This window comes from Aeromonas sp. R4-2 (genome assembly GCF_040908295.1).
Taxonomy (GTDB): Bacteria; Pseudomonadota; Gammaproteobacteria; order Enterobacterales; family Aeromonadaceae; genus Aeromonas; species Aeromonas veronii.
On sequence record NZ_JBFODL010000009.1, the window covers coordinates 287,692 to 311,717 of the forward strand.

The 24,026-nt window shown below is 57.6% G+C and carries 19 protein-coding genes; 10 read left to right on the forward strand and 9 right to left on the reverse strand.

The features are described from left to right. The first annotated feature begins 18 nt into the window (after positions 1-18). Positions 19-405 carry an MAPEG family protein gene (locus AB5Y99_RS06410; RefSeq protein WP_005333192.1) on the forward strand — a complete coding sequence of 129 codons (387 nt, stop codon included), beginning with the start codon at positions 19-21 and terminating at the stop codon, positions 403-405. Between the two features lie 116 nt (positions 406-521). Further along, entirely contained in the window at positions 522-1,172 is a 651-nt protein-coding gene (locus tag AB5Y99_RS06415) for a hypothetical protein (protein ID WP_368209068.1), read from the forward strand. A 119-nt stretch (positions 1,173-1,291) separates the two neighbouring features. Here AB5Y99_RS06415 and AB5Y99_RS06420 read toward each other — a convergent pair whose 3' ends face one another. After that, on the reverse strand, positions 1,292-2,692 hold the full coding sequence (locus tag AB5Y99_RS06420; RefSeq protein ID WP_005333194.1) for a DEAD/DEAH box helicase: 1,401 nt from the start codon (positions 2,690-2,692) through the stop codon (positions 1,292-1,294). A gap of 348 nt (positions 2,693-3,040) precedes the next feature. Here AB5Y99_RS06420 and AB5Y99_RS06425 point away from each other — a divergent pair, with 348 nt between their 5' ends. Next, complete coding sequence (locus tag AB5Y99_RS06425; RefSeq protein WP_368209070.1) at positions 3,041-3,871, forward strand: substrate-binding periplasmic protein; 831 nt, start codon at positions 3,041-3,043, stop codon at positions 3,869-3,871. A 109-nt stretch (positions 3,872-3,980) separates the two neighbouring features. On the opposite strand, the gene aroC is transcribed toward AB5Y99_RS06425, so the two are convergent. Together aroC and prmB are read right to left on the reverse strand one after the other, a co-directional pair. Next, positions 3,981-5,069, reverse strand: coding sequence for a chorismate synthase (gene aroC, locus AB5Y99_RS06430; RefSeq protein WP_368209071.1), 1,089 nt, complete (start codon positions 5,067-5,069; stop codon positions 3,981-3,983). 12 nt (positions 5,070-5,081) lie between these two features. Then, positions 5,082-6,017 carry a 50S ribosomal protein L3 N(5)-glutamine methyltransferase gene (gene prmB, locus AB5Y99_RS06435; protein ID WP_005345333.1) on the reverse strand — a complete coding sequence of 312 codons (936 nt, stop codon included), beginning with the start codon at positions 6,015-6,017 and terminating at the stop codon, positions 5,082-5,084. Between the two features lie 82 nt (positions 6,018-6,099). Here prmB and smrB point away from each other — a divergent pair, with 82 nt between their 5' ends. Continuing rightward, positions 6,100-6,624 (forward strand): endonuclease SmrB, encoded by a 525-nt coding sequence (smrB, locus tag AB5Y99_RS06440; protein ID WP_005333198.1) that lies wholly within the window; start codon positions 6,100-6,102, stop codon positions 6,622-6,624. Positions 6,625-6,681: 57 nt separating this feature from the next. Beyond that, entirely contained in the window at positions 6,682-7,962 is a 1,281-nt protein-coding gene (locus AB5Y99_RS06445) for a diguanylate cyclase (RefSeq protein ID WP_323892284.1), read from the forward strand. 146 nt (positions 7,963-8,108) lie between these two features. On the opposite strand, the gene AB5Y99_RS06450 is transcribed toward AB5Y99_RS06445, so the two are convergent. The 3 genes from AB5Y99_RS06450 to AB5Y99_RS06460 form a co-directional block, all read right to left on the reverse strand. Then, a complete protein-coding gene (locus AB5Y99_RS06450; RefSeq protein WP_088868989.1) occupies positions 8,109-8,717 on the reverse strand; it encodes a histidine phosphatase family protein in 609 nt (202 codons plus the stop codon). Positions 8,718-9,314: 597 nt separating this feature from the next. Then, positions 9,315-10,778 (reverse strand): chitinase, encoded by a 1,464-nt coding sequence (locus AB5Y99_RS06455; protein ID WP_368209074.1) that lies wholly within the window; start codon positions 10,776-10,778, stop codon positions 9,315-9,317. A 307-nt stretch (positions 10,779-11,085) separates the two neighbouring features. After that, positions 11,086-12,306, reverse strand: coding sequence for a methyltransferase (locus AB5Y99_RS06460; protein ID WP_323892286.1), 1,221 nt, complete (start codon positions 12,304-12,306; stop codon positions 11,086-11,088). Positions 12,307-12,488: 182 nt separating this feature from the next. Between AB5Y99_RS06460 and AB5Y99_RS06465 the strand changes: the two genes are divergently transcribed. Then, positions 12,489-13,067 carry an alkylphosphonate utilization protein gene (locus tag AB5Y99_RS06465; protein WP_162517728.1) on the forward strand — a complete coding sequence of 193 codons (579 nt, stop codon included), beginning with the start codon at positions 12,489-12,491 and terminating at the stop codon, positions 13,065-13,067. A gap of 201 nt (positions 13,068-13,268) precedes the next feature. On the opposite strand, the gene AB5Y99_RS06470 is transcribed toward AB5Y99_RS06465, so the two are convergent. Next, positions 13,269-14,795 carry a fumarate hydratase gene (locus AB5Y99_RS06470; protein WP_005351759.1) on the reverse strand — a complete coding sequence of 509 codons (1,527 nt, stop codon included), beginning with the start codon at positions 14,793-14,795 and terminating at the stop codon, positions 13,269-13,271. A gap of 294 nt (positions 14,796-15,089) precedes the next feature. Here AB5Y99_RS06470 and pabB point away from each other — a divergent pair, with 294 nt between their 5' ends. From pabB to AB5Y99_RS06485, 3 genes are all read left to right on the forward strand, one after another. Then, on the forward strand, positions 15,090-16,373 hold the full coding sequence (pabB, locus tag AB5Y99_RS06475; RefSeq protein ID WP_368209077.1) for an aminodeoxychorismate synthase component I: 1,284 nt from the start codon (positions 15,090-15,092) through the stop codon (positions 16,371-16,373). Positions 16,374-16,415: 42 nt separating this feature from the next. Beyond that, a complete protein-coding gene (locus AB5Y99_RS06480) occupies positions 16,416-16,982 on the forward strand; it encodes a CoA pyrophosphatase (protein WP_005351753.1) in 567 nt (188 codons plus the stop codon). Positions 16,983-17,198: 216 nt separating this feature from the next. Beyond that, positions 17,199-18,497, forward strand: a complete 1,299-nt coding sequence (locus tag AB5Y99_RS06485) for a serine/threonine transporter (RefSeq protein WP_106843342.1) — start codon at positions 17,199-17,201, stop codon at positions 18,495-18,497. Between the two features lie 266 nt (positions 18,498-18,763). Here AB5Y99_RS06485 and AB5Y99_RS06490 read toward each other — a convergent pair whose 3' ends face one another. Both AB5Y99_RS06490 and sstT read right to left on the reverse strand, forming a co-directional pair. Then, positions 18,764-19,753 (reverse strand): hypothetical protein, encoded by a 990-nt coding sequence (locus AB5Y99_RS06490; protein ID WP_123173025.1) that lies wholly within the window; start codon positions 19,751-19,753, stop codon positions 18,764-18,766. Between the two features lie 207 nt (positions 19,754-19,960). Next, on the reverse strand, positions 19,961-21,211 hold the full coding sequence (sstT, locus tag AB5Y99_RS06495) for a serine/threonine transporter SstT (RefSeq protein ID WP_201943912.1): 1,251 nt from the start codon (positions 21,209-21,211) through the stop codon (positions 19,961-19,963). A 354-nt stretch (positions 21,212-21,565) separates the two neighbouring features. Here sstT and AB5Y99_RS06500 point away from each other — a divergent pair, with 354 nt between their 5' ends. Continuing rightward, complete coding sequence (locus tag AB5Y99_RS06500; protein WP_368209078.1) at positions 21,566-23,479, forward strand: ATP-dependent DNA helicase RecQ; 1,914 nt, start codon at positions 21,566-21,568, stop codon at positions 23,477-23,479. The last annotated feature ends 547 nt before the right edge of the window (positions 23,480-24,026 follow it).

Consider the following 24,026-nt stretch of genomic DNA (forward strand, 5'->3'; position numbering starts at 1 on the left):
CACAAGGAGCCAGATACCATGACCATACTGCCTGTTTACGCGGCTCTGCTCGCTCTGCTGTTTGTGTTGCTGAGCATTCGAACCATTCGCACCCGCCATAGCCGCAAGGTGGCGCTGGGGCATGGGGATGACCCCGCCATGTTGCGCGCCATGCGGGTACACGCCAACTTTGCCGAGTATGTCCCCCTCGCCCTGCTGCTCATCTATTTCGTCGAAACCGGCAACCAGACCCCCTGGCTTATCCATCTGCTGGGGAGCGCCTTGCTGCTTGGCCGCCTCTGCCATGCATTTGGCATGAGCCGCACGCCGGAGAACTTCCGTTATCGGGTTGTGGGAATGGGGCTGACCTTCACTGTGATCCTGGTGAGCGCGGCCCATATCCTGATCACGGCGCTGCTCCCCTGACCCGGCCGTCACGAATAGCTGGCGAAGCGGTCTGGCAGCCATCCCTATCGGCTATTCTTCACTGCACAGATAGTCGCAACAGTGCTGCTTAAACAAGCCCGATTCAGGAGCGCGATATGAAGTGGATTGGCTGGTTACTGCTTGTCGGGCTGACTCCCGTTGCCCACGCAACCCCGCTAAAGCTGGCGGCAGCGGTCGAACACACTGCGATATTGCGCCCTTTTATTCATGACTGGTTTGGCCGGGCCGGCATCGACTTTCAGTTGATCCCCTGCACTTATGCCCGCTGCGAAAAGTTGATTGAGGCAGACCATGCCGTCGATGGCGATATGGCCCGGATCAAGGGCTTTGATCAGACCTATCCCCACCTGCTGCAGATCGGTGCCCCCATCTCGGAGGCGGCGATTTATGGTCAGCCAAGGGATAACCCGAGCTGGCCCCCTGCCAAGGATACCGTGATTGGCTGCCTGCGTGGCATCCAGTGGTGCGAGCGCTTCCTCGGCAACTATCAGGTCATCTGGTTGAACGATGAGAAGCAGGGGCTTGCCCAACTGCAACGAGGCAAAGTGGATTGGCTCATCAAGATGCGCCCCGCCTCTCAACCTGCACTGGCGTCCCCCTGGCAGAAGATCACCAAAGAGCAGGTCTTTCTCTACCTCGATAAAAAGCACCGCGCGGAAATTGCGGCCTTGCTCAAGGTACAGCTGGCGTTTATCAATAACGGCCGCTGGCTGGCGATGCAAAAGCAGTACCTCTCCGCCATCTAGCGCGGTTCTCGCAGCACCACACAGTGCCGATTACATGGCTGAAAAAACAAAAAGCCCTGCCAGATTGGCAGGGCTTTTTCAGTCAACCGCACAGCTGGGGAGTCAAGCTCCCGAACCGCTTACTGGTTGTGGGTAGAGCGACGTGGACGACGGGCCTGAGCCGGTTTGCCAGCGCCATCAGCCGGACGCTGACCACCTTGCGGCTTGGGCTTGCCACCGTTACCGGTACGTGCACCACCCGCATTGCCATTGGAGGCGGAACGACCGGCACCTTGACGCTGGCCTTGACCTTGCGGACGCGGCGCACGGCGCTGCTCGCTCGGATCGCGGGGCTCTTTGCGCAGCGGCGCGCCGATACCACGGGCGATGTTGTCGAGGGTCTCGCGGGAGGCTTCAAAACCGGCTACCTGCTCGCACGGGATGTTCTGCTTGGTCAGACGCTCGATCGCCTTGATAAGCTTCCCTTCATCGGCTGCAACCAGGGAGATGGCGTGACCGGCAGCACCGGCACGACCGGTACGACCGATGCGGTGAACGTAATCTTCCGCCACGTTCGGCAACTCGAAGTTGACCACTTGCGGCAGCTTGTCGATGTCCAGACCACGGGCGGCGATGTCGGTCGCCACCAGCACCTTGACGCTACCATCCTTGAAACCGGCCAGCGCGCGAGTACGGGCACCCTGGCTCTTGTTACCGTGTATGGCGGCGGCGCTGACGCCGTTCTTGTCGAGGGTCTCGGCAACACGGTTGGCCATGTGCTTGGTACGGGTGAACACCAGTACCTGCTGCCAGTTGTTGCTAGTGACCAGATGACTCAGCAGTGCGATCTTGTTGGCCTTGTCGCACGGGTGCACCAGCTGCTCGATACGCTCGGCGGTGCTGTTGCGCGGGGCCACTTCGATCACCGCCGGGTTATCCAGCAGACCGGTGGCCAGTTCGCGGATCTCGTCGGCGAAGGTGGCGGAGAAAAGCAGGTTCTGACGCTTCTTCGGCATCAGGGCCAGGATACGGCGGATGTCGCGGATAAAGCCCATGTCGAGCATGCGATCCGCTTCGTCCAGTACCAGGATCTCCACCTCGTCGAACTTGACGGCGTTCTGGTTATAGAGATCCATCAGGCGGCCAGGACAGGCCACCAGCACGTCCAGACCACGGCGAGTCGCCATCATCTGCGGATTGATGCTGACGCCGCCGAAGACGACGTGGCTGCGCATCGGCAGGTGTTTGCCGTAGTTACGCACGCTCTCGCCCACCTGGGCGGCCAGCTCGCGAGTCGGGGTCAGCACCAGCGCACGAATGCGGTTCGGAGACACCTTGCGCTTGCTCTCCATCAGACGTTGCAGCATCGGCAGGGTAAAGCCTGCGGTCTTGCCGGTCCCTGTTTGGGCCGCCGCCATCAGATCGCGGCCAGCCAGAACGGCGGGGATCGCTTGCTGCTGAATGGGAGACGGGGTGTCGTAGCCTTGTTCGGCAACGGCACGCAACAAGGGTTCGGCCAGACCGAGGGAAGTAAAACTCATAGTTACCTGCTAGAGATAGGGGCGCCGGGGATTTGTGGTGGGGCTCCTCTGCTGAGCCGATGCCATCTCACAAGATCTGGGCCTATTGAGAAAACAACGATTTCCCCGGGGAGCAGAGCAAAGGGGAAAGAATAGAGGCGCAGTCTAACGGAGTTGCCCGGGATAAACGAGAAAAATGTGATGCTCCTCCCAGCACGAACAGAAAATCCCCCACCTACCCCCCGAATAATCCCGTTGATTGATGTAGCACGCACCACACTATTAACTGGCAACACAATATCAGCCCTCGCAGGCATGGCTCGCAGGGCAAAAGCACGGGATAGAAGAACACAATAACGAGGTTTAACTATGACCACGTCATATCGTCCCCGCGGCAGCTGGCAGGCAAGGATTGGCCTGCTGCTTCTGCTGCTAAGCCCTGCGCTGCAGGCCAGTCAGACCCTGACCGTGGCCTGGAGTCACTGGCCCCCCTTCAGCCAAATCAACAACCGGGGTGAGCTGGATGGGCTGGATGTCAGCCTGACCCGCCAGATCCTCACCCAGGCGGGCTTTGCCCCCAAGTTTCGCGAGCTTCCCTGGGCGCGGGCACTGCATCTGGTAGAACACGATCAGCTGGATGTGGCGATGGCCGCCCTCCCTCTGCCGGAGCGCCAGAGCTATGCCCGCTTCTCGACCCCCTACCGCCAGAGTGCCTATGTACTGCTGAGCAATGACCCTATCCCGGGCCATCAGGATCGCTGGGCACAGCTCGATAATCTGTCCGCGTTGTGCAACGAGAAAGGGCTCAAGATAGGCAAGTTGCGCGGCACCCGCCCGATGCATCAGATGGATAGCTGCCCGGCGCTTAAAATGGCGACCGAATACAACGCCGATGAGCGGATGATCGATCTGCTGCTGGCTCGCCGCCTCGATGGCATCATCATGGAGTGGCAATATGCCCGCTACCGGCTGGCCCAGCTGGGGGCCGAAGAGTTTATCAGCTGCCAGCTGTTGCTACACCACCAGCCGGTCAGCCTGATGTTTGCCAAAAACAGCGTGAGCGAAGAACAGATCCTCAAAGTCAACGAGGCCATTCATGCCTTGCCCAAACCCCACAACAAGTTCTCGCCCCCCAGCTGTCGCTTCAATGCCGATCCTGGCGCCGCGGATCTGTTGACCCGCACTCTCCGCAAGCATTGACAGGATAAGCCGCCACCTGAAATAGCAAGGCGACCCGAAGGTCGCCTTTTGGTATTGTCGAACTTGATCTCCTGACTGATGGTGATCAGTCGATAAGCAGCAACAGCGATCAGCGCAGCTGCGGGGTATGGGTCAACACCCCCTGGTTCTGGGCGCGATGGCGCAGCAGGTGATCCATCAACACCAGCGCCAGCATGGCTTCGGCGATGGGCACGGCGCGGATGCCGACGCACGGATCGTGGCGACCCTTGGTGATCATCTCGGTAGCCTCACCCTCGGTGGTGATGGTCTTGCCCGGCACCGTGATGCTGGAGGTAGGCTTGAGCGCCATGCTCACCACGATATCCTGACCCGACGAGATCCCACCCAGAATGCCGCCCGCATGGTTGCTGGCAAAGCCCGCCGGGGTCATTTCGTCACGATGCTCGGAGCCTTTTTGCTCCACTACCGCAAAGCCGTCGCCGATCTCCACCCCTTTCACCGCATTGATGCCCATCATGGCGTGGGCGATGTCGGCATCGAGGCGGTCGAACACCGGCTCACCGAGGCCCACCGGCACATTGCGCGCAATGACCTGCACCTTGGCACCGATACTGTTGCCCTCTTTTTTCAGGTCACGCATGTATTGATCGAGCTCTTCCAGCTTGCCCGCATCGGGGAAGAAGAAGGGATTCTGCTCGATCTGCGCAGCGTCAAACGCCTCGGCCTTGATGGGGCCAAGCTGGGAGAGAAAACCGGTGATCTCGATGCCATGCACCTGTTTCAGGTACTTCTTGGCAATGGCTCCTGCCGCCACCCGCATCGCAGTCTCACGGGCAGAGGAGCGACCACCGCCGCGATAATCCCGCTGACCATACTTCTGGTGATAGGTGTAGTCAGCGTGACCCGGCCGGAACAGATCCTTGATGTCGGAGTAATCCTTGGAGCGCTGATCGGTGTTCTCGATGAGCAGGCCGATGGAAGTGCCGGTGGTCTTGCCCTCAAACACCCCGGAGAGGATCTTCACCTCATCCGGCTCACGGCGCGGCGTGGTGTAGCGAGAAGTGCCCGGCTTGCGCCGATCCAGATCCCCCTGCAGATCCGCTTCGCTGATCTCCAGCCCAGGCGGGCAGCCATCGACCACGGCGCCCAGCGCCAGGCCGTGGCTCTCGCCAAAGGTGGTGACCCGAAAGAGTTGACCAAAACTGTTCCCTGCCATGCGCGCTCCTGCTTAGTTCTTGTAGATGGCGAAATGATCCTGATACTGCACCAGCTCTTCACGGGTCATCACAAAGACGCCGTGACCGCCGTTTTCGAATTCAACCCAGGTAAAGGGGATCTCGGGGAACTGGGCTTCCAGATGGATCATGCTGTTGCCCACTTCGACCACCAGCACGCCGTTATCCTTGAGGAAATCTGCCGCATGGGCCAGCAGACGCTTGGTCAGCTTGAGACCATCGGAGCCGGACGCCAGCGCCAGCTCGGGCTCGTGACGGAACTCGTCCGGCAGATCCGACATATCTTCGGAGTCAACATAGGGCGGGTTGGAGACGATGAGATCGTACTTGTCGCCCGCTGGCAGATCGCGGAACAGATCGGAGCGGATCGGAATGACCTGCTGCTCCAGCCCGTGATCGTTGATATTGCGCTCGGCCACGTTCAGCGCATCGATACTGATGTCGATGGCATCCACTTCCGCTTCCGGGAACTCGTGGGCCATGATGATGGCAATACAACCGGAGCCGGTGCACAGGTCCATGATCCGGGTCGGTTCATGTTTGAGGAAGGGCGCGAAACGGTTGGCCACCATCTCCGCAATGGGGGAACGGGGAATGAGCACCCGCTCGTCCACGTAGAACTCCCAACCGGCATACCAGGCCTTGTTGGTCAGATAGGCGGCCGGTACTCGCTCCTGTACCCGGCGGATAATCAGCTCGGCGATACGGTGACGCTCGCTGCTGGTCAGACGGGAGTGGCGCATGGCCGGGTCTACATCCGGTGGCAGATGTAACGCGGGCAGTACCAGCTGCACAGCTTCATCCCAGGCGTTGTCGGTTCCATGACCGTAAAAAATCCCGGCGTCGTTGAAACGACTCATGGCCCAACGCAACATGTCCTGGATGGTGTGCATCTCGGCAACCACCTCATCGATAAATATCTTGTCCAAATCCACCTCCAAGTCGAGTAATATCCGGCCCGAGCCCCGTTTACGTTGCGGGCAAGACGCATACCTAATACATGAGCATCTGATGAAAAAAACGCCCTCACCGACAGACGAGGAAACCCTGCTGTTCCGCGATGCGATAAAAGGTACTCGGAAAATCAAGCAAGATACCATAAGGGCCGAGTTACGCCCGGTCAAGCAGAAACGCGAATTGCGCGAAACCCGCGAAAAGCTTGGGGTTGACCACTATTTCAGCGATGAGTATCAACCCCATCTCGACGATGATGGGCCGACCCGTTACGTGCGCGAAGATGTGTCAAAATTCGAGCTGAAAAAGCTCAAGCGGGGGATTTATCCGCCGGAGATCTACCTGGACCTGCACGGCATGAACCAGCAGCAGGCAAAACAGGAGCTGGCGGCCCTGCTCACCCTCTGCCAAAAAGAAAACATTCACGTCGCCTCAGTGATGCACGGCATCGGCAAACATATTCTCAAGCAGCGCATTCCCAGCTGGCTGGCCCAGCACCCCAATGTTCGCGCCTTCCATCAGGCTCCCCGCGAATGGGGTGGCGACAGCGCCATTCTGGTGTTGCTGGATATCGAAGAGTAGTTAGCCAAACGACCACACTATACTGAATATCAATATGTTATTCGCCGTGGAGGTCGCATGTTTACACAGGGTTCCCATGCCGACATAAAGTCATCTCTCGACGCCATCGGCGCTGCCGTGGCGGTGTTCAGCCTCGACAAGGATGATCACTTTGTGCTGGTCTCTGCCAACGATACCTTTGCCAAGGCGTTCGAGTTGGATGTCCTTGGCAGCATTGGCAAACAGCTGAGCGAGATGTTTCCCCGCTACATCACCAATACCATCGAGCCGCCAATGCACGAATGTGTGCGCATGCAGACCGGGCTCGAGAGCGAGCTGCCTATCGACAGCCTGTCGCGTACCAGTTGGTGGCGCTTTATTCTCTCCCCCATCATCCCCGAGCAGGCACGGATCAACCGGATCATCGTGACCGCCATCGATATCACTGCCAAAAAGCAGCTGGAAGAGGCGCTCACCACCAGTCGCCGTCGCTTCGAAGCAGTGGTCAACTCGGCCTATGACGGCATCATCAGTGTCAGCAGCGAGTCACGCATCGAGCTTATCAACACCGCCGCCTGTGAGATGTTCGGCATCGACGAAAGCTATCTCGGCAAGCGGCTGGAAACCCTGCTTCCCCAGCGTTTTCGCGCCAATCACGAGACCTATTTCAAAGCCTTCAGCAGCTCCCCCATCAATTCGCGCCCGATGCATGCCCGCGCCTCGGTGATGGGTCTGCGACGCGACGGCAGCGAATTTCCGCTGGAGGTGACCATCGCCAAGATCAATCTGGGCCCGACCACCGAGATGACCACCATCTTGCGGGATATCTCGGAGCGAGCCCGACTGGTGGAGGAGTTGAAGGTCGCCGCCACCACGGATCCCCTGACCGGCATTGCCAACCGGCGCCGCTTCAACGAGCTGGTCAACGCCGAGATGCAGCGCTGCCAGCGTTTCGGCCATACCATGAGCCTGCTGCTGATCGATATCGACCACTTCAAGGAAGTCAACGATACCTTTGGCCATCAGCAGGGAGATCTGGCAATCCTGAGTCTGGTGAAACGGATCAGCAAACAGCTGCGGGAGGTGGACATGCTGGGTCGCTGGGGTGGCGAGGAGTTTATCGTACTGCTACCGGAAACCTCCCTCGAGCTTGCCTGGGCCAGCGCCGAGCGGATCAGGCTAGCCATCGAATCCCAGCACCATGCACTGGAGGGGGCTCTTGAAATCTCCCTCACCATCAGTATCGGTATCAGTGCCAGCAAGGGCAGCCATGACACTGTAGAGAAGATGGTTAGACGAGCCGACACCGCCCTCTATCTGGCCAAGAAACAGGGGCGCAACTGCTGCCGCAAAGAGTAGCCGGAGCCGACTTAAGGACGCACGCCCCTGCCCTCTGATGACACTCTAACCTGTGCCTGCAGAGATAACCAACCGCAACGAATACAAAAGACAGCGCTACTCTCTTCGGTAGCGCTGGTTGTTTCGTTCTGCTTTTGGTGCGCTTTTCAATCACAACCATCAAGGGGACGGCTAAAGCGCAGTGGGCCACCATCAGCCAGAGAGAGCCTCACCGACAGCATGCCGCCGTTGGGCAATTGCCACTCGAAGAAGTCATCAAATCCGGCAATCGTTACGGCGCGGATCACCTTGGCGACCACACCGTGCGCCACCAGCAGTATCCGCTCCCCTTGCATGGTCGAAGCAAGTTCCGTGAGTCCCTGTGAGACCCGGGCAATCACCTCATCAATAGTTTCACCACCGGGAGGAGCATCAGCCCAGCGCCGGGTGATATTGCGCGCCCACAGTTCGGGATAGCGTGTTCTCGCCTCTACCTGCGTCAGTCCTTCAAACAGGCCGACATCCCGCTCACGAAAGGCAGGCACAAGCTCCACTGACAATCCCAACTGGCGAGACAAGATGGCAGCGCTCTCCCTTGTTCGAAGCAGAGGGGATGCCAGCAGCCGATTGAATGGCAGCTCTGTCACAGCTACCTTCTCAGCCAGACAAGAGATCTGGCGCACGCCATCGTCATTGAGCCCGATATCCAGCGCGCCCTGATAACGCCCTTCCGCATTGGCCTGCGTCTCGCCATGGCGGATCACCACCAGTTCCATGGTGTACTCCTCTTTCCTGCTATCTGCTTAGTGATTAAACCGCATGCGACTTCCCATCCGGATAACGAGACGACAATCCCCATTCATCTACGCACCTCAACAATTATTTTAAATCGAGCAAGATTACCTCGCTCCCAGTGAAAATAATCTGCTGAACTACTCACGCTCATCCGTAAAAAAATGGATACACATGACTTTTACATCCAATATGTTCATTTTTCATTCTGAGAAATAAATAGCGAGCCGGGTGATGCCATGAGTTGATAGATGGGAAGAATAAACACCCTCATCATAAATAAGACAAAGATGGCGTCATGGGTGTGCTCTTCGAACCCATTGTTTAGCAAAACATCACTCAACATTTTTTGCATATTACTAACAGCAAAGTTCAAACATTACCCCCTGCCATCAATAAAGTTTGATATGGCCGTGTACGTCACTTTAAACGGGAAAAAAAAGTTGGCCAAAAAGTACTGTTTCCCCTCCAGATTGATGGATCTCCTTTTAATCTCTGCCACATATTATCCCTCAACGTACAAATATATTAAAAGGGGGCTAAGCCCCCTCTCCTTATCAATCAATGGATGGACTGTCTCTTTATTGGGTTGTCACCAACGCCCAGGGGCCACCTTTGGCGGGATCATCCCCTTGTGTCCACCATTTGGCCTGATAGACGGCTCCCTTGTAGCTCACCTTGCTGCCCGCGGTGTAGACCTTGGTCGCTTCCCATGCCGGGTTGCCACCGATGGGTGGTTCACTCGGATCGACCGGTGGTGGAGTCAGTTTGTCCACAACCCGCACTTTCGGCCAGTTGGCGTGGGAGCCGTAGAAGTTGGTCACGCACTTCTCGTAATCACCCGGCACCAATGCAGAATAAGCAGTCTGGAAGCCCACCAGCTCGCACTCGAAGGAGTAACCACCCGGGCGATCCGGATAGTATTTCCAGTTGCCATCCCAGTTGGTGTAGAGCACGTCGGTGGCGCCGTTGAGATTGAGGCTGCCATAGGGAGTCTGCTGCCAGCAGGTGTTCTTCTCATCCGCCTTGATCGGGATCTGGTAGTGGTTGACCAGCCCTTCCCAGTAGCGGATGCGATTGACCGGCTGCCCCTTGTCCTTGTTCTGCTCGCCACACTCGATGCCGCCGTTGATGACGTTGATGGTGGTACCGAAGCCATAGCCGATACCGGCATCCACTTCCCGTTTGGAAGGTACCCAGGTGCGATCAATCACGTGCAGCATGGCCGGTTTCGGGGCCTGCGGGGTGAGGAAAAACCAGATGGCAGAAGCGAGGTTGAGCCAGGAGTCCGCCACCAGCCCTGGGTTGTTGAGCAGCACTGAGGCGTCGCCATCAAACATCGCCTCGGAGAAGGCGCCGTAGTTGAAGTGGTAAGAAAGCTGCTTGGCGCCGCGGCCGAAATACCCCTGACCCGTGCTGCAGGGCCACTTCTTGTTCTGCCAGTCGTTCTGGCCACAGCCGGTGGTGTAGCCGGTCTGTCCCTCTGACCAACCCATCTCCCGCACATGCACCAGCGCCTGTTGCCACTCCTCCAGCCCCAGCGGGTTATCGGAGACGTTCTCCTTGGCAATATGGCCACCGGTCTCCTGAGAGAAGTGGGCAAAGGCCGTCACAATGGATTTTTTACAGATCGCATCAGCATCGCGACCGTCAGTATATTCGCCACAGAACGCAGGGAATTTACCGATGGCTCGCAAGAAGCGGACATAAGTATATTCCGGCGCTGCCATCTGGGTTAAATATTCCCATTCAGATTGGGGAAATACCCGTTCAACCCGCTTTACGTTGTCAGGATTGCTTGCCAGACCCGGTTCAATGGCATCAACGATTTTATTTGACCGGGTCGCCAATGCCTTGGCCCATATTGCATACATGGGATTAGCCGTCTTGGCTTTTTCCATGGCTGCCAGATCCGGGGCCGCAATCACATATCCTCCCGCATTTTGCGGATCGGGTTGAATATTCATGGCTGCACTCATTGCGGCATAGCTTGGTAATGCGCAGGCGGCAGCGATCAGCCAGGCACAACGCTTGGGTTTGAACATGTTTATCGTCCTTGTTTGAATTAATGCGTTCCAAGAGTAGGTGTTTCAACAACTAAATTCACGATGAGAATTAAGAAATAGGCAGAATTTGTGAGCCATTTCACCTTGTGATATTCAGTGCAGCTGAAACAAAGAAAATGAACCCAAACGAAAACGCCACAGCGTGATCTGTCGCCCATTTTTAGAACAGTTGAGACGGTCAGGTGACCAGCCATACGGTCATTGTTCGTGATGAAAAAAATGGCTGACAGGCTCAAGCTGTCAGCCATCATCAATGTTCAAGAAAAATGCTCAAAATAGCCGGATATCAGGCACGCACGGCGCGGATCAAGATATTGCGCGGGGTCATGGGTTTGGCACAAAACTCCCCCACTTCGACCCGATAGCCCTGCTCTTGCAAAAAGAGCGCGCGATCTAGTGCCAGCCAGATCTCGAGGGGACGGCGAAACAAATGACGCACCAGCTCCATGCGAGCGACATCGCCAAAGCGGCGCTCCCCGTGTTCCAACCAGGCGGGATAGTCGAGCCCGGCGGGCAGCACTATCCCTTTGCGCTCGGAAGCCCAAACGCAGAATGCCTCGAAGGTGCCGGTCAGCAGGCTCTTTTGCATATTGGGCACCGACAGATACTCATCCACCCCGCGCACCTGACGCTGCAGGCAGTCAAACCCGAGCCGCCACACCACTTCCTGCTCGCGCAGGCGGGCGATCCGCGCACCGCCGGTCACCGTCTCCTGTAGCGGCAACTTGAGCTCCGCTTTGCTCAACACCAGCTCGCTGGCGCTGGCCGCGGCTGACAGCGGGCGATAGTGGCTGGTACGGATCAGGTGGTAACAACAGGGAGAGATGGTCACGCCGCTGGCACTGCGCTCGGCCACCCGCTCCAGCAGATGGGTGTGCAGCTCGCCGCAGGCATGGAGTGCCATAGCGTGATGTTCGGTGGCGATCAACGCCGCCGACTCGGGGGCAAAGGCATCGGCGCAGGTAAAGGTCATATTGGCGCCATCCCGCTCGGCCAGCAGCCGACCTTCGTCACAAAGCTGCCCTTGCAACTCCAGACTGAGGATCGGAGCCTGTCGATGAAGTGACACCAGCCGCCCAAGGTGGCCCTTGCCAGCACACCACTCCAGATAGGGGCCCTGATGGGCAGGCAGACAGGCGGTGAACGACTCGATCTGGGCCTGCTTGCGCCCCGGCATATGCAATGCCATCTCCTTGCTGCAAGTGATGGGCTCAGGGGTAAACGGGGCAAGCTGGCTGAGTTGCTGCAGCTCGGCTCCCTCGGCAATCCAGGGGGCAAGCAACGTGCTGAGTGCATCCATATCCGCATCGAGCTCTGCCAACTGGCCGAGCGTCAGCCCATTGAGCAACGCCGCCAGTTCGGGCGCCTCATCGGCAAAGGCTATGGTCAAATGATGATATGGCTGATATTGCCACCAGCGTCGGTAGCGGGTGAGCAGTCGATCCAGTTGTTGAAAACGTTGAGCCAGCACGAATGCCCCTGCCTTGCAGTCAAAAAGGAGGCTCATTCTAGCGATCCCGCTTCAAATTGCACTCTCAATACCTGACGAGCTGTACCGCGCAACAGCACCGTCAACCCTGTGAGCCAGGGCAGACCTGACAAAGTACGGGGTTTTATGCTATATTCCGCCCCCTCTTTCACGCGCCCCGCCAACGCGGGACGCTTTACACTAGCTATGGGACCAACAACATGACCATCAACGCCATTCTGCAAGCGCGCGCGGGCGCCAAGTGTGAACTGTGCAGCGCCGAGCAGGCGCTGACCGCCTTCGTGGTGCCTCACTCCCCCGCCAGCGACGATGATCACAGCGTTGCTATCTGTGACACCTGCCGTGGTCAGCTGGAACAACCGGATACCATGGTGGTCAACCACTGGCGTTGCCTGAGTGACAGCATGTGGAGCCAGGTGCCTGCGGTGCAGGTGATGGCATGGCGCCAGCTCAAAGCGCTCTCCGGCAAGGGTGAAGTGTGGGCTCAGGATCTGCTGGACATGATGTACATGGAAGACGAAGCCAAGGCCTGGGCTGAAGCAGGTATTGCTGACGAAGATGATGACAGCGTACCGACTGTTGACTCCAACGGCGCCGTGCTGCAAGAGGGCGACTCCGTCACCCTGATCAAGGATCTGGACGTGAAAGGCGCCGGTTTCACCGCCAAGCGCGGCACCCTGGTCAAGGGCATCCGTCTGACCAACAACCCTCTTCATATCGAAGGCAAGGTCAACGGCGTGCAGATCGTACTGGTTGCTGCCTACCTGAAAAAGGCCTAAGCCAGGGGCGATTGCTCGGCTGTCTACTGCCAGAGCACAAGCACGACGAAAAAGGATGGTGTCACGCCATCCTTTTTTATGCCTGCTTGCCACAAACGACAAACCTGAGCCCATAAGGCCAGCCAAAGCAAAAAGGCGCATCCGGATGGACGCGCCTTCTTTACAGGGCCGATACCGTTAACCGGCAGCGAAAACGGTCACTCAGGAGGAGAGCTTGCCATCCAGCTCGGCAATCTTGGCCGACCAGTAGGCCGGGCCGGTTTCGTGGATATTGTTGCCTTCGGAGTCGACCGCAACAGTCACCGGCATATCTTCCACTTCAAACTCGTAGATCGCTTCCATGCCGAGATCGGCAAAGGCCACCACGCGCGCCTTCTTGATAGCCTTGGCAACCAGATAGGCGGCGCCGCCCACCGCCATCAGATAGACGGCCTTGTGCTGCTTGATGCTCTCGACGGTTTTCGGGCCACGCTCGGATTTGCCGATCATGCCGATAAGGCCAGTTTCACCCAGCATCATGTCGGTGAACTTGTCCATCCGGGTGGAGGTGGTGGGGCCAGCCGGGCCAACTACTTCGTCACGCACCGCATCGACCGGGCCAACGTAATAGATGAAGCGGTTGGTGAAATCGACTCCTTCCGGCAGCCCTTCGCCATTTTTCAGCATGTCGGCGATACGCTTGTGGGCGGCGTCGCGACCGGTGAGGATCTTGCCGGAGAGCAGCACGGTATCACCGCTCTTCCAACTGGCCAGCTCGGCCTTGGTGATGCCATCGACGTTGACGCGGCGCACGTTTCCACCCGCTTCACGGGTGATCTCCGGCCAGTCACTCAGTTTCGGTGGGGTCAGCTCGGCGGGCCCTGAACCATCCAGCTCGAAGTGAACGTGGCGGGTGGCGGCGCAGTTGGGGATCATCACCACCGGCTTGGAGGCGGCATGAGTCGGCGCAGATTTCACCTTCACATCCAGCACGGTAGTGAGGCCGCCCAACCCCTGGGCACCGATCCCCAGCTTGTTGACCTTGTCGTAGAGCTCGACCCGCAGCTTCTCTTCAGTGGTTTGCGGGCCACGGGCGATCAGCTCCTGAATGTCGATGTGCTCCATCAGGGCCTCTTTGGCCAGCACCGCCGCTTTCTCGGCGGTACCGCCGATGCCGATGCCCAGCATGCCGGGGGGGCACCAGCCTGCGCCCATGGTCGGCACGGTTTTCAGTACCCACTCGACGATATCGTCAGAGGGGTTGAGCATCACCATCTTGGATTTGTTTTCGGAGCCGCCGCCTTTGGCAGCGATGCTCACTTCCACCTTGTTGCCGGGGATCATGTCGATATGGACCACGGCAGGGGCGTTGTCTTTGGTGTTTTTGCGACTGCCGGCCGGATCGGCCAGCACGGAGGCGCGCAGCGGGTTGTCAGGATTGGTGTAGGCACGACGGGTCCCTTCGTCCACCATCTCCTGCACCGTCATGTCGCTGTCCCACTGGACTTGCATGCCAATCTTGACGAAACAGGTCACGATGCCGGTGTCCTGGCAGAGCGGACGATGACCTTCGGCGGACATGCGGGAGTTGATCAGGATCTGGGCCAGCGCATCTTTGGCGGCCGGGTTGGCCTCACGGTCATACGCCGCTTTGGCAGCCTGAACAAAATCCAACGGGTGGTAATAGGAGATGTACTGGAGGGCATCTGCGATAGAATCGATGAAATCCTGTTTTTTTATAATGCTCATATCATCCTCACTGGTCCTTGTCTCTGCCACGGAGCAGGGCAAGGGCTTCCATATGATGGGCCATGCTGACGTGCTGGCTAAAAACTATCAACCAGCAAAAAACGAACGACACGGCAGTTTTTTCTTAAGTCACCGACACCTATGATACGCTTGCCCACCAGCACCGACTAGGGTTCGGGAACCAAACTGTTGCCTGTGTAACATAAAATGACGCCAACACTTCATATCCATCATCTAGACCATAGTGCTGAACTCCATCAGCTTTTTGCCCGCCAGCAACATCAGCCGTGGGCTATGTTGCTGGAATCGGCGGGACCACTCGGCGCCGATAACAGCTTTGATATCATCACTGCCGATCCGCTGGCGACCCTCGAAACCCGCGGCCAGGTCACCACTCTCACCTGGCATGGTAAGAGCAGCGAACACAGCGAAGATCCCCTCGCTCTGCTGGCCCATACCCAACAACAGCTGCTGGGGGAGCTGGCACTGTGCGCCACTCACCTGCCCTTTATTGGCGGCGCCCTCGGTCTCTTTGGCTATGATCTGGGCCGTCGCTTCGAGCGACTGCCGATGCAGGCCGCCGCCGATATCGCGGTACCGGACATGGCAGTGGGCATCTACGACTGGGCGCTGCTGCGCAATGTGGCGACCGGCGACTGGCAGCTGGTGCACTGGGGGGATGAAGCGGGACTGGCCAACCGGCTGACCTGGCTAGAACAGCAGCAGGCCAAACCGGCCCCCGCTTTTGCCTTGCAGGGGACGTGGCAGAGCAATATGAGCCGCGCCGAGTATGGCGAGAAGTTTGCCCGCATTCAGGCATATCTCGCCGCGGGGGATTGCTACCAGATCAACCTGACCCAGCGTTTCAGCGCCCCCTATCAGGGGGATGAGTGGCAGGCCTATTGTCTGCTGGCAACCGCCAACAAGGCACCCTTCTCAGCCTTTATCCGCCTGCCGGAGAGTGCGCTGCTGAGCCTCTCTCCCGAGCGGTTCCTGCTGCTTGATGGCCGTCATATCGAAACCAAACCCATCAAGGGCACTCGCCCTCGCCACCCCGATCCGGCCATCGATCGGCAAGTCGCGCAGGAGCTGGCGCAGGCGGACAAGGACAGATCAGAGAATCTGATGATCGTTGATCTGCTGCGCAACGATATAGGTCGGGTCAGCCGGCCTGGCTCGGTCAGCGTGCCTCATCTCTTTGCGGTGGAGTCGTTTCCGGCGGTACATCATCTGGTCTCCACCATCCATGGTGAGCTGGATGAACGCTGGCAAGGAGTCGATCTGCTGCGCGCCTGTTTCCCGGGTGGCTCCATCACCGGCGCCCCCAAGATCCGCGCCATGGAGATCATCGAAGAGCTGGAGCCCCAGCGCCGCAATGCCTATTGCGGCAGCATCGGCTATCTCAGCCAGCATGGCCGGATGGATACCAGCATCTGCATTCGCACTTTGATCGCCGAAGCGGGTCGTCTGCACTGCTGGGCCGGTGGCGGCATCATCGCCGACTCCGACGCCGACAGCGAATATCAGGAGACCTATGACAAGGTCGCCCGCATCCTGCCGCCGCTGTCGGCGCTGTAACCCTCCCCACTGTCTGGCCAACGCACAGGAGAGCTCCCCACCATGGATCGCCACGAACTGCTGACCCGCTTCCAGTTGCAGCGACCCGCCCCGGCCCATCGCCTCGCCATCGGCGGGCTCAGTCCGGCGGCAGTGTTGATCCCGGTGGTGATGCGCGATGAGGGGCTCAGCGTGTTATTGACCCGGCGCAGCCCACGGCTGCGTCATCATGGGGGGCAGATCAGCTTCCCCGGCGGGCGACAGGATCCCGGCGACGAAAACCTCATTGCCACGGCGCTGCGGGAGACCGAAGAGGAGCTCGGCATTCCGGCCCGGCTGATCGAAGTGATCGGCACCCTCAACCCGCTCAATACTGTGTCACGATTCGAGGTACTGCCGGTGCTTGGGCTGCTCGATGGCAACTATCCCCTTATCCTGAGTCCGGATGAGGTGGATCACGCCTTCGAAGTGCCGCTGACCCATCTGCTGGATCGGCGCAACCACATCCCCCTGACCCTTTCCAGAGGGGGAAAAGCACACACCATCTACTGGATCCCCTGGCAACAGCACTTTATCTGGGGGGCTACCGCCAGCATGATCAACCAGCTAGCCCAGCATCTCGCAAAATAACAATTTACCTACATTTGGCTGCGCGAGATTTAATCATTAACACTAAAATAACGTGTCAATTGATAAACAATAATTGAATTTTTCTTGTTTTGATCACATTTCCATAAGAAAGTGCGGTTTTTCGTGCCGTAAAGATGAATTTGATCAACATTTTTGATTAGAAAAACCGTATCCTTGCGCCGACTTAATAAGAACCACACATTCGGGGTGAGATAGATGTCAAACACAGTCACTGGCACGCAGGGAGTTGCGGCGTCAACAGAGCAAGGGATCCGCTCTACTCAAACCACTCGTTGGGAAAAACGCGACTCTACCTGGGTCATCAGTCTGTTCGGGACCGCGGTTGGCGCGGGGATCCTGTTCCTGCCGATCAACGCGGGTATGGGCGGTTTCTGGCCGCTGGTCGTCATGGCGCTGCTGGTAGGTCCCATGACCTATCTGGCACACCGTGGTCTGGCCCGCTTCGTGCTCTCCTCCAAAAAGCCAAATGCAGACATCACCGAAGTGGTGGAAGAGCACTTTGGCGTGGGTGCCGGTAAATTAATCACCCTGCTCTACTTCTTCGCCATCTACCCCATCGTGCTGATCTATGGCGTGGGTATCACCAACACCGTGGAAAGCTTTATGGTCAATCAGCTGCAGATGAGTGCCCCACCGCGCTGGATCCTCTCCATTGTGCTGATCATGGGCATGATGTCGGTAATGCTGGCCGGTGAAAAGCTGATGCTGAAAGTGACCGAGCTGCTGGTTTATCCGTTGATCGCCATTCTGGCCGGTATCTCTTTGTACCTGATCCCTGACTGGACCGGTGCTGCGCTGGAGCAAGTGCCCTCTGCCAAGGATTTCGCCACTACCCTGTGGCTGACCATCCCGGTACTGGTTTTCTCCTTCAACCACAGCCCGGCCATCTCCAGCTTCTCCCTGGCCCAGCGCCGCGACCACGGCGATCAGGCTGTCGAGAAAGCCGATGCCATCCTCAAGCGTACCGCCATGGTGCTGCTGGGCTTCGTGATGTTCTTCGTCTTCTCCTGCGTCATGAGCCTGACACCGGCCCAGCTGGCAGAAGCCAAGGCCCAGAACATCGCCGTGCTCTCCTATCTGGCGAACCAGCATGCCAGCCCCATCATCTCCTACTTCGGTCCGTTGGTTGCGTTCGTAGCCATCGTATCCTCCTTCTTCGGCCACTATCTGGGTGCCCGTGAAGGTCTGAAAGGGATGATCGTGCAGAACATGCGCAAGTCCGGCAAAGAGCCGAACGCCAAGAAAGTCGAGATGTTCATTATCGCCTTCTTCATCCTGACCCTGTGGGGCACTGCCATTGCCAACCCTTCCATCCTGGGCATGATTGAATCCTTGGGCGGCCCGATCATCGCTACCATCCTGTTCATCATGCCGATGTACGCCATCAAGCGCGTACCGGCTATGGCGAAATATCAGGGCCATATCAGCAACGTCTTCGTTGCAACCATGGGCATGATCGCCATCTCCGCCATCCTCTATCAGCTGGTCGGTTAATCCCCTACCTGCCGCTGATAGCAAAAAGCCAGCCGAACACTCGGCTGGCTTTTTTTATTGCGTTGTCCCGTCCTGAATAGTCTTGCCACTCATCACGCAGTTATTGCAGCCACAGCACCTGAACTCACACAACAACCAAGGAAACAACCCTTATCCGGCAACCACATCATGATGTTTCAGGGCTTCGCACCGAACCTCGACCAACAAAAATGCCAGTCGGGTAAGCGACTGGCATCTCTTGATAAACACGCACTATCTCTGGCTGATTAGAGTGGTTGCGCTTCCAACAGGAACGGCGTGATACCGGTGATTTCCGGAATACCGAGCACCAGGGTGTCTTTCTGACCATTGCTACCCGGTTTCATGGTCAGATATGCAGTGACACTGGCGTTGCGATCGGCAAATTCGCGCATCCTTTTTTCCCAGAGCCCCTCATAAATTTTTCCCTCTTTGATATCAGCAGGCCCTGTCAAGGTATTGAAACTGCATGACCGATTGTTCCAACCAGTCAACGTCAGCTTGTTCAAACCTTGAGTGTTGGCCTCTGTCTCACCGCTTACAGAACACCCTTCTTTAAACAGGATGGTCAGCTTGATCCCCAAACCATTGTTGCTGCGCTCGGTTTTGAAATCTTGAAACAGTGCACTCTCCCCAAGGTTGTACCAGGAGTCCGCGTTGATAGGCGCAGTGACCATCGGCTGCAATGCCACTTGGCCGCCCCAATTCTGAATAGTGAGTGCAGAATCGATTTTGGCTTTGACGGGTCGATAATCGAGTACCCAGAGTGACTGGCTGCTTCCCGCCGTATCTGGCACAGACGCCACCTTGACCAACCCATCGACATTGGTATTGGACTTTTGCTCAGCCGAGTCGAAGGTACTGGGTTGGCTTTTGTTCACCAGCAACGACAACGTCAGTGGGTAACCCTCACCTTTATTCAGAGAAGAGAAGCCTTGAGGGAAGGTATAAGTGCTGACTGTGGCACTTCTTTTCTCAGCAATGTTCATCGCCCAACCCGTGCCCTCTGTGGACGCCGGATAGACAAGACCGACCGCACGATAACTGTCGTTGACCGGACGGTTGATTAACTGCCCCTGAGCGTCCATCAGGACGGGGAGATAGACGCCAGCCACCGGCAGCGCCCTCGGTTGCGGCTCCGGTGGCGTGGTACCACCACCACTATCTCCGCCACCACCACCGCAACCAACCAAACCTAATGCACCAATAATTGCCCACGAAAGCGTAGTTTTTTTCATTATTTAATCTCGTTTTTTAGCCTGAACCTTATTATTCCGCAGCTATTTTAACGGGGCAGCACCCGCACTGTCTGTCGGCTATTTGTAACCAAACATTTCATCAAAATGAATGTTTTCTTGCGCACTCCTCTCCTCAACACATTTAGGCCCGCTGATATAAAAAGCCCCTCACAGAGAGGGGCTGAATCGAAAAATCGAGCTACCGGCTCACGCCTCGCTGCTGGGCAGCGCGGAAGGTTCCAGCAGGGTTTCATCTTCGGCCATGCAAGCAGCGGCGGTGAACAGCACGTCGGTGGAGCTGTTCAGTGCTGTCTCAGCAGAATCCTGCAACACGCCGATGATAAAGCCGACGGCCACCACCTGCATGGCGATGTCGTTGCTGATGCCAAACAGGCTGCAGGCCAGCGGGATCAGCAGCAAGGAGCCACCGGCGACACCGGATGCGCCACAGGCGCTGACGGTGGCAACCACGGAGAGCAGCACAGCCGTTGCCATGTCCACTTCCATCCCCAGGGTATGTACCGCCGCCATGGCGAGCACAGTGATGGTGATGGCAGCACCCGCCATGTTGATGGTGGCACCCAGCGGGATGGAGACCGCATAGGTATCCTCCGGCAGACGCAGTTTTTCACACAGCGCCATGTTGACCGGAATGTTGGCGGCAGAGCTGCGGGTAAAGAAGGCGGTCACGCCGCTCTCTTTGAGGCAGGTCAGCACCAGCGGATAGGGGTTGCGCTTGATCTTCCAGAAGACGATCAATGGGTTGACCACAAAGGCGATAAACAGCATGCAGCCGATCAGCACCACCAGCAGTTGAGCATAGCCAAACAGGGCGTCAAAGCCGGTCTCTGCCAGAGTGGAGGCAACCAGACCCAGGATCCCGAGCGGAGCACAGCGGATCACCGCTTTCACGATGGCGGATACACCGTGAGACAGGTCAGTGATCAGCGCCTTGGTGCTCTCGTTGGCATGGCGCATGGCGATACCCAGACCGATGGCCCACGCAAGGATCCCGATATAGTTGGCATCCATCAACGCCTTGACCGGGTTGGTCACCACGTTGAACAGCAGGGTCTGCAGTACCTCGGTGATCCCGCCGGGCGGGGTGATCTCGGCAGTATTGGCCACCAGATGGAGGTTGGAGGGGAACAGGAAGCTGGCAATCACCGCGACCACGGCCGCAGAGAAGGTACCAAACAGGTAGAGCGCCAGCAGCGGGCGAATATTGGTCTTCTGACCCTGCTTGTGACCAATGATGGCCGCCATCACCAGTACGAATACCAGCAGCGGAGCTACCGCTTTCAGTGCACCAACGAACAGACTGCCAAGCAGACCTGCCGTTTTCGCCCACTCGGGCGCAAACAGTGCCAGCAAGATACCGAATACCAGACCAACCAGGATCTGGCTGACCAGGCTGGTGCTATTGACCAGCCGAAGGAGGGGGTGTTGTTGTGTCATCAAAAAAGTCCCTAAGCACCGTAGTGCATGAATCATGAGTCCTGTCTGCAACCACTCATCGGGAGACCCCTGTCGCCCGAATGTGGTGTCTGTGGCCAGCCTTCTGTCGGGCCGATCCGCCAGTCACCGGATTGCATGACGGAATATCCCATTCGCCATCTTTTTTTTCCAGAGACTCACCAAAAAATATCCCGTTTCCATCACAAAAAACCGCAACAAAACCTTAACCACAGCGCAACCACCCATTTTTGTACGTTTTATCGACACTCTCTGCCCTTACCCTCACGACCATTCCTGTGCCACCCGTGACCGTGTCGCTGTGCTATCATCACCCATTTGCCGCGGAGCCTTGCCATGATCCCATCCCTGCTCAACCAATATTTTGGTTTCTCCGCACTCAGGTCAGGTCAGGAGGCGGTGATCAGCCGGGTACTGGCAGGTCAGAGTGCCGCCGCCATCTTTCCCACCGGCGCCGGCAAGTCGCTCTGTTATCAACTGCCTGCCCTCGCCCTGCCTCACCTGACCCTGGTGATCTCGCCGCTGCTGGCGCTGATGCACGATCAGCTCACCTTCCTCAAAAGCAAGGGAATAAGCGCCGCCACCCTCGACTCAAGCCAGAGCCCAGAGGAGAGCCGACGAGTGATGCAGCAGGCGCTGAATGGCCAGCTCAAGATCCTGATGATCTCGGTGGAGCGACTCAAGAACGAGCGCTTTCGCCGCTTTATCCAGCAAGTGCCGCTCTCGCTGCTGGTCGTCGATGAGGCGCACTGTATCTCGGAGTGGGGCCACAACTTTCGCCCCGACTACCTCAAGCTGCCGAGCTATCGCCATGACCTGAAGATCCCGCAGGTGTTGCTGCTGACGGCCACCGCCACACCGGCGGTGATTCAGGATATGCAGACCAAATTCGGCATCGCGCCGGAGGGGGTCGTGGTCACCGGTTTCTATCGCCCCAATCTTGATCTGGCAGTCATTCCCCTGTCGCCCGACGCGCGGGATAGCTGGCTCGCACAGGAGTTGGCCAACGATCCGGCGGCCCCCACCATCGTCTACGTCACCTTGCAACACACCGCAGAAGCCTGTGCCGAGCAACTCATTAGAGAAGGGATCAACGCCCGCGCCTATCATGCCGGACTCGACTCGGCGCTGCGCAGCCAGATCCAGCACGACTTCATGGCGGGCAAGGTGGACTGCATCGTCGCCACCATCGCCTTTGGCATGGGGATCGACAAAGCGGATATCCGGCGGGTCATTCACTACGATCTGCCCAAATCCATCGAGAACTACAGCCAGGAGATTGGCCGCGCCGGACGAGATGGCCAGCCATCGCGCTGTATCGTGCTGGCCAACCAGAGCCAACTGCCGGTGCTGGAGAACTTCGTCTACGGTGATACGCCGGATTTGAGTGCCATCCTCCAGCTCCTTGCCATCATCAAGCAGAGCGGGAGCGAGTGGGAATTCACCCTGCTGCGCCTCTCCAACGACACCAATATCCGTCAGTTGCCCCTTAAAACCCTGCTGGTCTATCTGGAGATGGCAGGCATCATCACCCCGGCCTACAGCTACTACGCCGACTACCGCTTCAAGTTTGTGCTGGATAAAGGCGAGATAGTGAGTCGCTTCAATCCGGATCGTCGCCAGTTTCTGGAGCAGCTGTTCGCCTGCGCCCCGCAAGCGCGCAGCTGGTGCACCATGGACTTTGACGCCCTCTGGCAGGGCTATCAGGGGGAACGGCAGCGGGCCGTTGCGGCGCTCGACTACCTGCAGCAGCAAGGCTGGATCGAGCTTGAAAGCAAACAGATGACCGAGGTCTACCGGATCACCCGTCAGGAATGGGACAACGAGCAGGAAGCAAAAGCCCTGCACGCCCTGTTCCTGCAAAAAGAACAGAGTGAGCTGGCCAGACTGCAAGCCATGCTCGACTTTTTCACCTCAAGTGAGTGCATGAGCCACCGCCTCGCCCGCTATTTTGCCGATGAGGTGGCGCCGGTTCATTGTGGCCACTGTTCGGTTTGTCGCGGCGAGGTGGCACATCTCCCTCCCCTACCCTCACTGACCATGCCAAACGAGGCGGGGATCCGCGCCTGGTGTGATCCGCTGATTGCCAAGACAGGTTCGGTGGATGCTCGTGTTCTGGCCCGTTTCCTGTGCGGCATCACCACACCGCTGACCAGCCGGGTCAAGGCCAAATCGCTGGCGGGTGCAGGCCAGTTGGCCGCGCACCCGTTTGCCCGCGTCCTGGCGGCAGTGCAACAAGCCTACCCTTGATAGATGAGTGCTGGTGGCTTCAATAGCCACCAGCAGAAACAAGCGTTTAAAGACGCAGAAAAAGAAGACCCTCGCGGTTGCGAGGGTCAAGCCAACGGAAACGTGCTTAAACAGAGCTTGGTGAGGCAACAGTCAACTCTCTTGCTAAAGCATCTTGCTGCTCACACCTCGCCAATCTAGGGCACTCAAATTGTAGCGTCAATGTAAAAATTAGAGCCAAAACTCCAAACAAAGTGATTTACGTTGACGTTCACGTAATGACATTCTCATCCATAACCCCGCCAACCCGCAGCCCTATTGCCTTTCGTCAAACCCCTTAATCTTTTCGCAATAAGTTCCCTGTTTCCCATAAACATTTATTTTTTATGTCTTTGACATTTACCTCACTATCGTGGCAAAAATAATTTAACAGTCAGTAACATAGCGGTGTTGTTGACTGACCCTCCCCGCACAAGGATCGGGCAGGTTTCTTCAGAATTTAACCTATCAACCGTGATGGATTACTGGAGTCTGTTGACTAGGCTTTAAAAGCGCACAACACAAAAGC

Coding starts and splice junctions, on each gene's coding strand:
- AB5Y99_RS06455 (WP_368209074.1), bottom strand. CDS start 10,778: ATGTTCAAACCCAAGCGTTGTGCCTGGCTGATCGCTGCCGCCTGCGCA.
- AB5Y99_RS06500 (WP_368209078.1), top strand. CDS start 21,566: ATGATCCCATCCCTGCTCAACCAATATTTTGGTTTCTCCGCACTCAGG.
- pabB (WP_368209077.1), top strand. CDS start 15,090: ATGTTGCTGGAATCGGCGGGACCACTCGGCGCCGATAACAGCTTTGAT.
- AB5Y99_RS06490 (WP_123173025.1), bottom strand. CDS start 19,753: ATGAAAAAAACTACGCTTTCGTGGGCAATTATTGGTGCATTAGGTTTG.
- AB5Y99_RS06485 (WP_106843342.1), top strand. CDS start 17,199: ATGTCAAACACAGTCACTGGCACGCAGGGAGTTGCGGCGTCAACAGAG.
- aroC (WP_368209071.1), bottom strand. CDS start 5,069: ATGGCAGGGAACAGTTTTGGTCAACTCTTTCGGGTCACCACCTTTGGC.
- AB5Y99_RS06425 (WP_368209070.1), top strand. CDS start 3,041: ATGACCACGTCATATCGTCCCCGCGGCAGCTGGCAGGCAAGGATTGGC.
- AB5Y99_RS06420 (WP_005333194.1), bottom strand. CDS start 2,692: ATGAGTTTTACTTCCCTCGGTCTGGCCGAACCCTTGTTGCGTGCCGTT.
- AB5Y99_RS06410 (WP_005333192.1), top strand. CDS start 19: ATGACCATACTGCCTGTTTACGCGGCTCTGCTCGCTCTGCTGTTTGTG.
- AB5Y99_RS06465 (WP_162517728.1), top strand. CDS start 12,489: ATGACCATCAACGCCATTCTGCAAGCGCGCGCGGGCGCCAAGTGTGAA.
- AB5Y99_RS06450 (WP_088868989.1), bottom strand. CDS start 8,717: ATGGAACTGGTGGTGATCCGCCATGGCGAGACGCAGGCCAATGCGGAA.
- AB5Y99_RS06480 (WP_005351753.1), top strand. CDS start 16,416: ATGGATCGCCACGAACTGCTGACCCGCTTCCAGTTGCAGCGACCCGCC.
- AB5Y99_RS06445 (WP_323892284.1), top strand. CDS start 6,682: ATGTTTACACAGGGTTCCCATGCCGACATAAAGTCATCTCTCGACGCC.
- AB5Y99_RS06470 (WP_005351759.1), bottom strand. CDS start 14,795: ATGAGCATTATAAAAAAACAGGATTTCATCGATTCTATCGCAGATGCC.
- smrB (WP_005333198.1), top strand. CDS start 6,100: ATGAAAAAAACGCCCTCACCGACAGACGAGGAAACCCTGCTGTTCCGC.
- AB5Y99_RS06460 (WP_323892286.1), bottom strand. CDS start 12,306: ATGAGCCTCCTTTTTGACTGCAAGGCAGGGGCATTCGTGCTGGCTCAA.
- sstT (WP_201943912.1), bottom strand. CDS start 21,211: ATGACACAACAACACCCCCTCCTTCGGCTGGTCAATAGCACCAGCCTG.
- AB5Y99_RS06415 (WP_368209068.1), top strand. CDS start 522: ATGAAGTGGATTGGCTGGTTACTGCTTGTCGGGCTGACTCCCGTTGCC.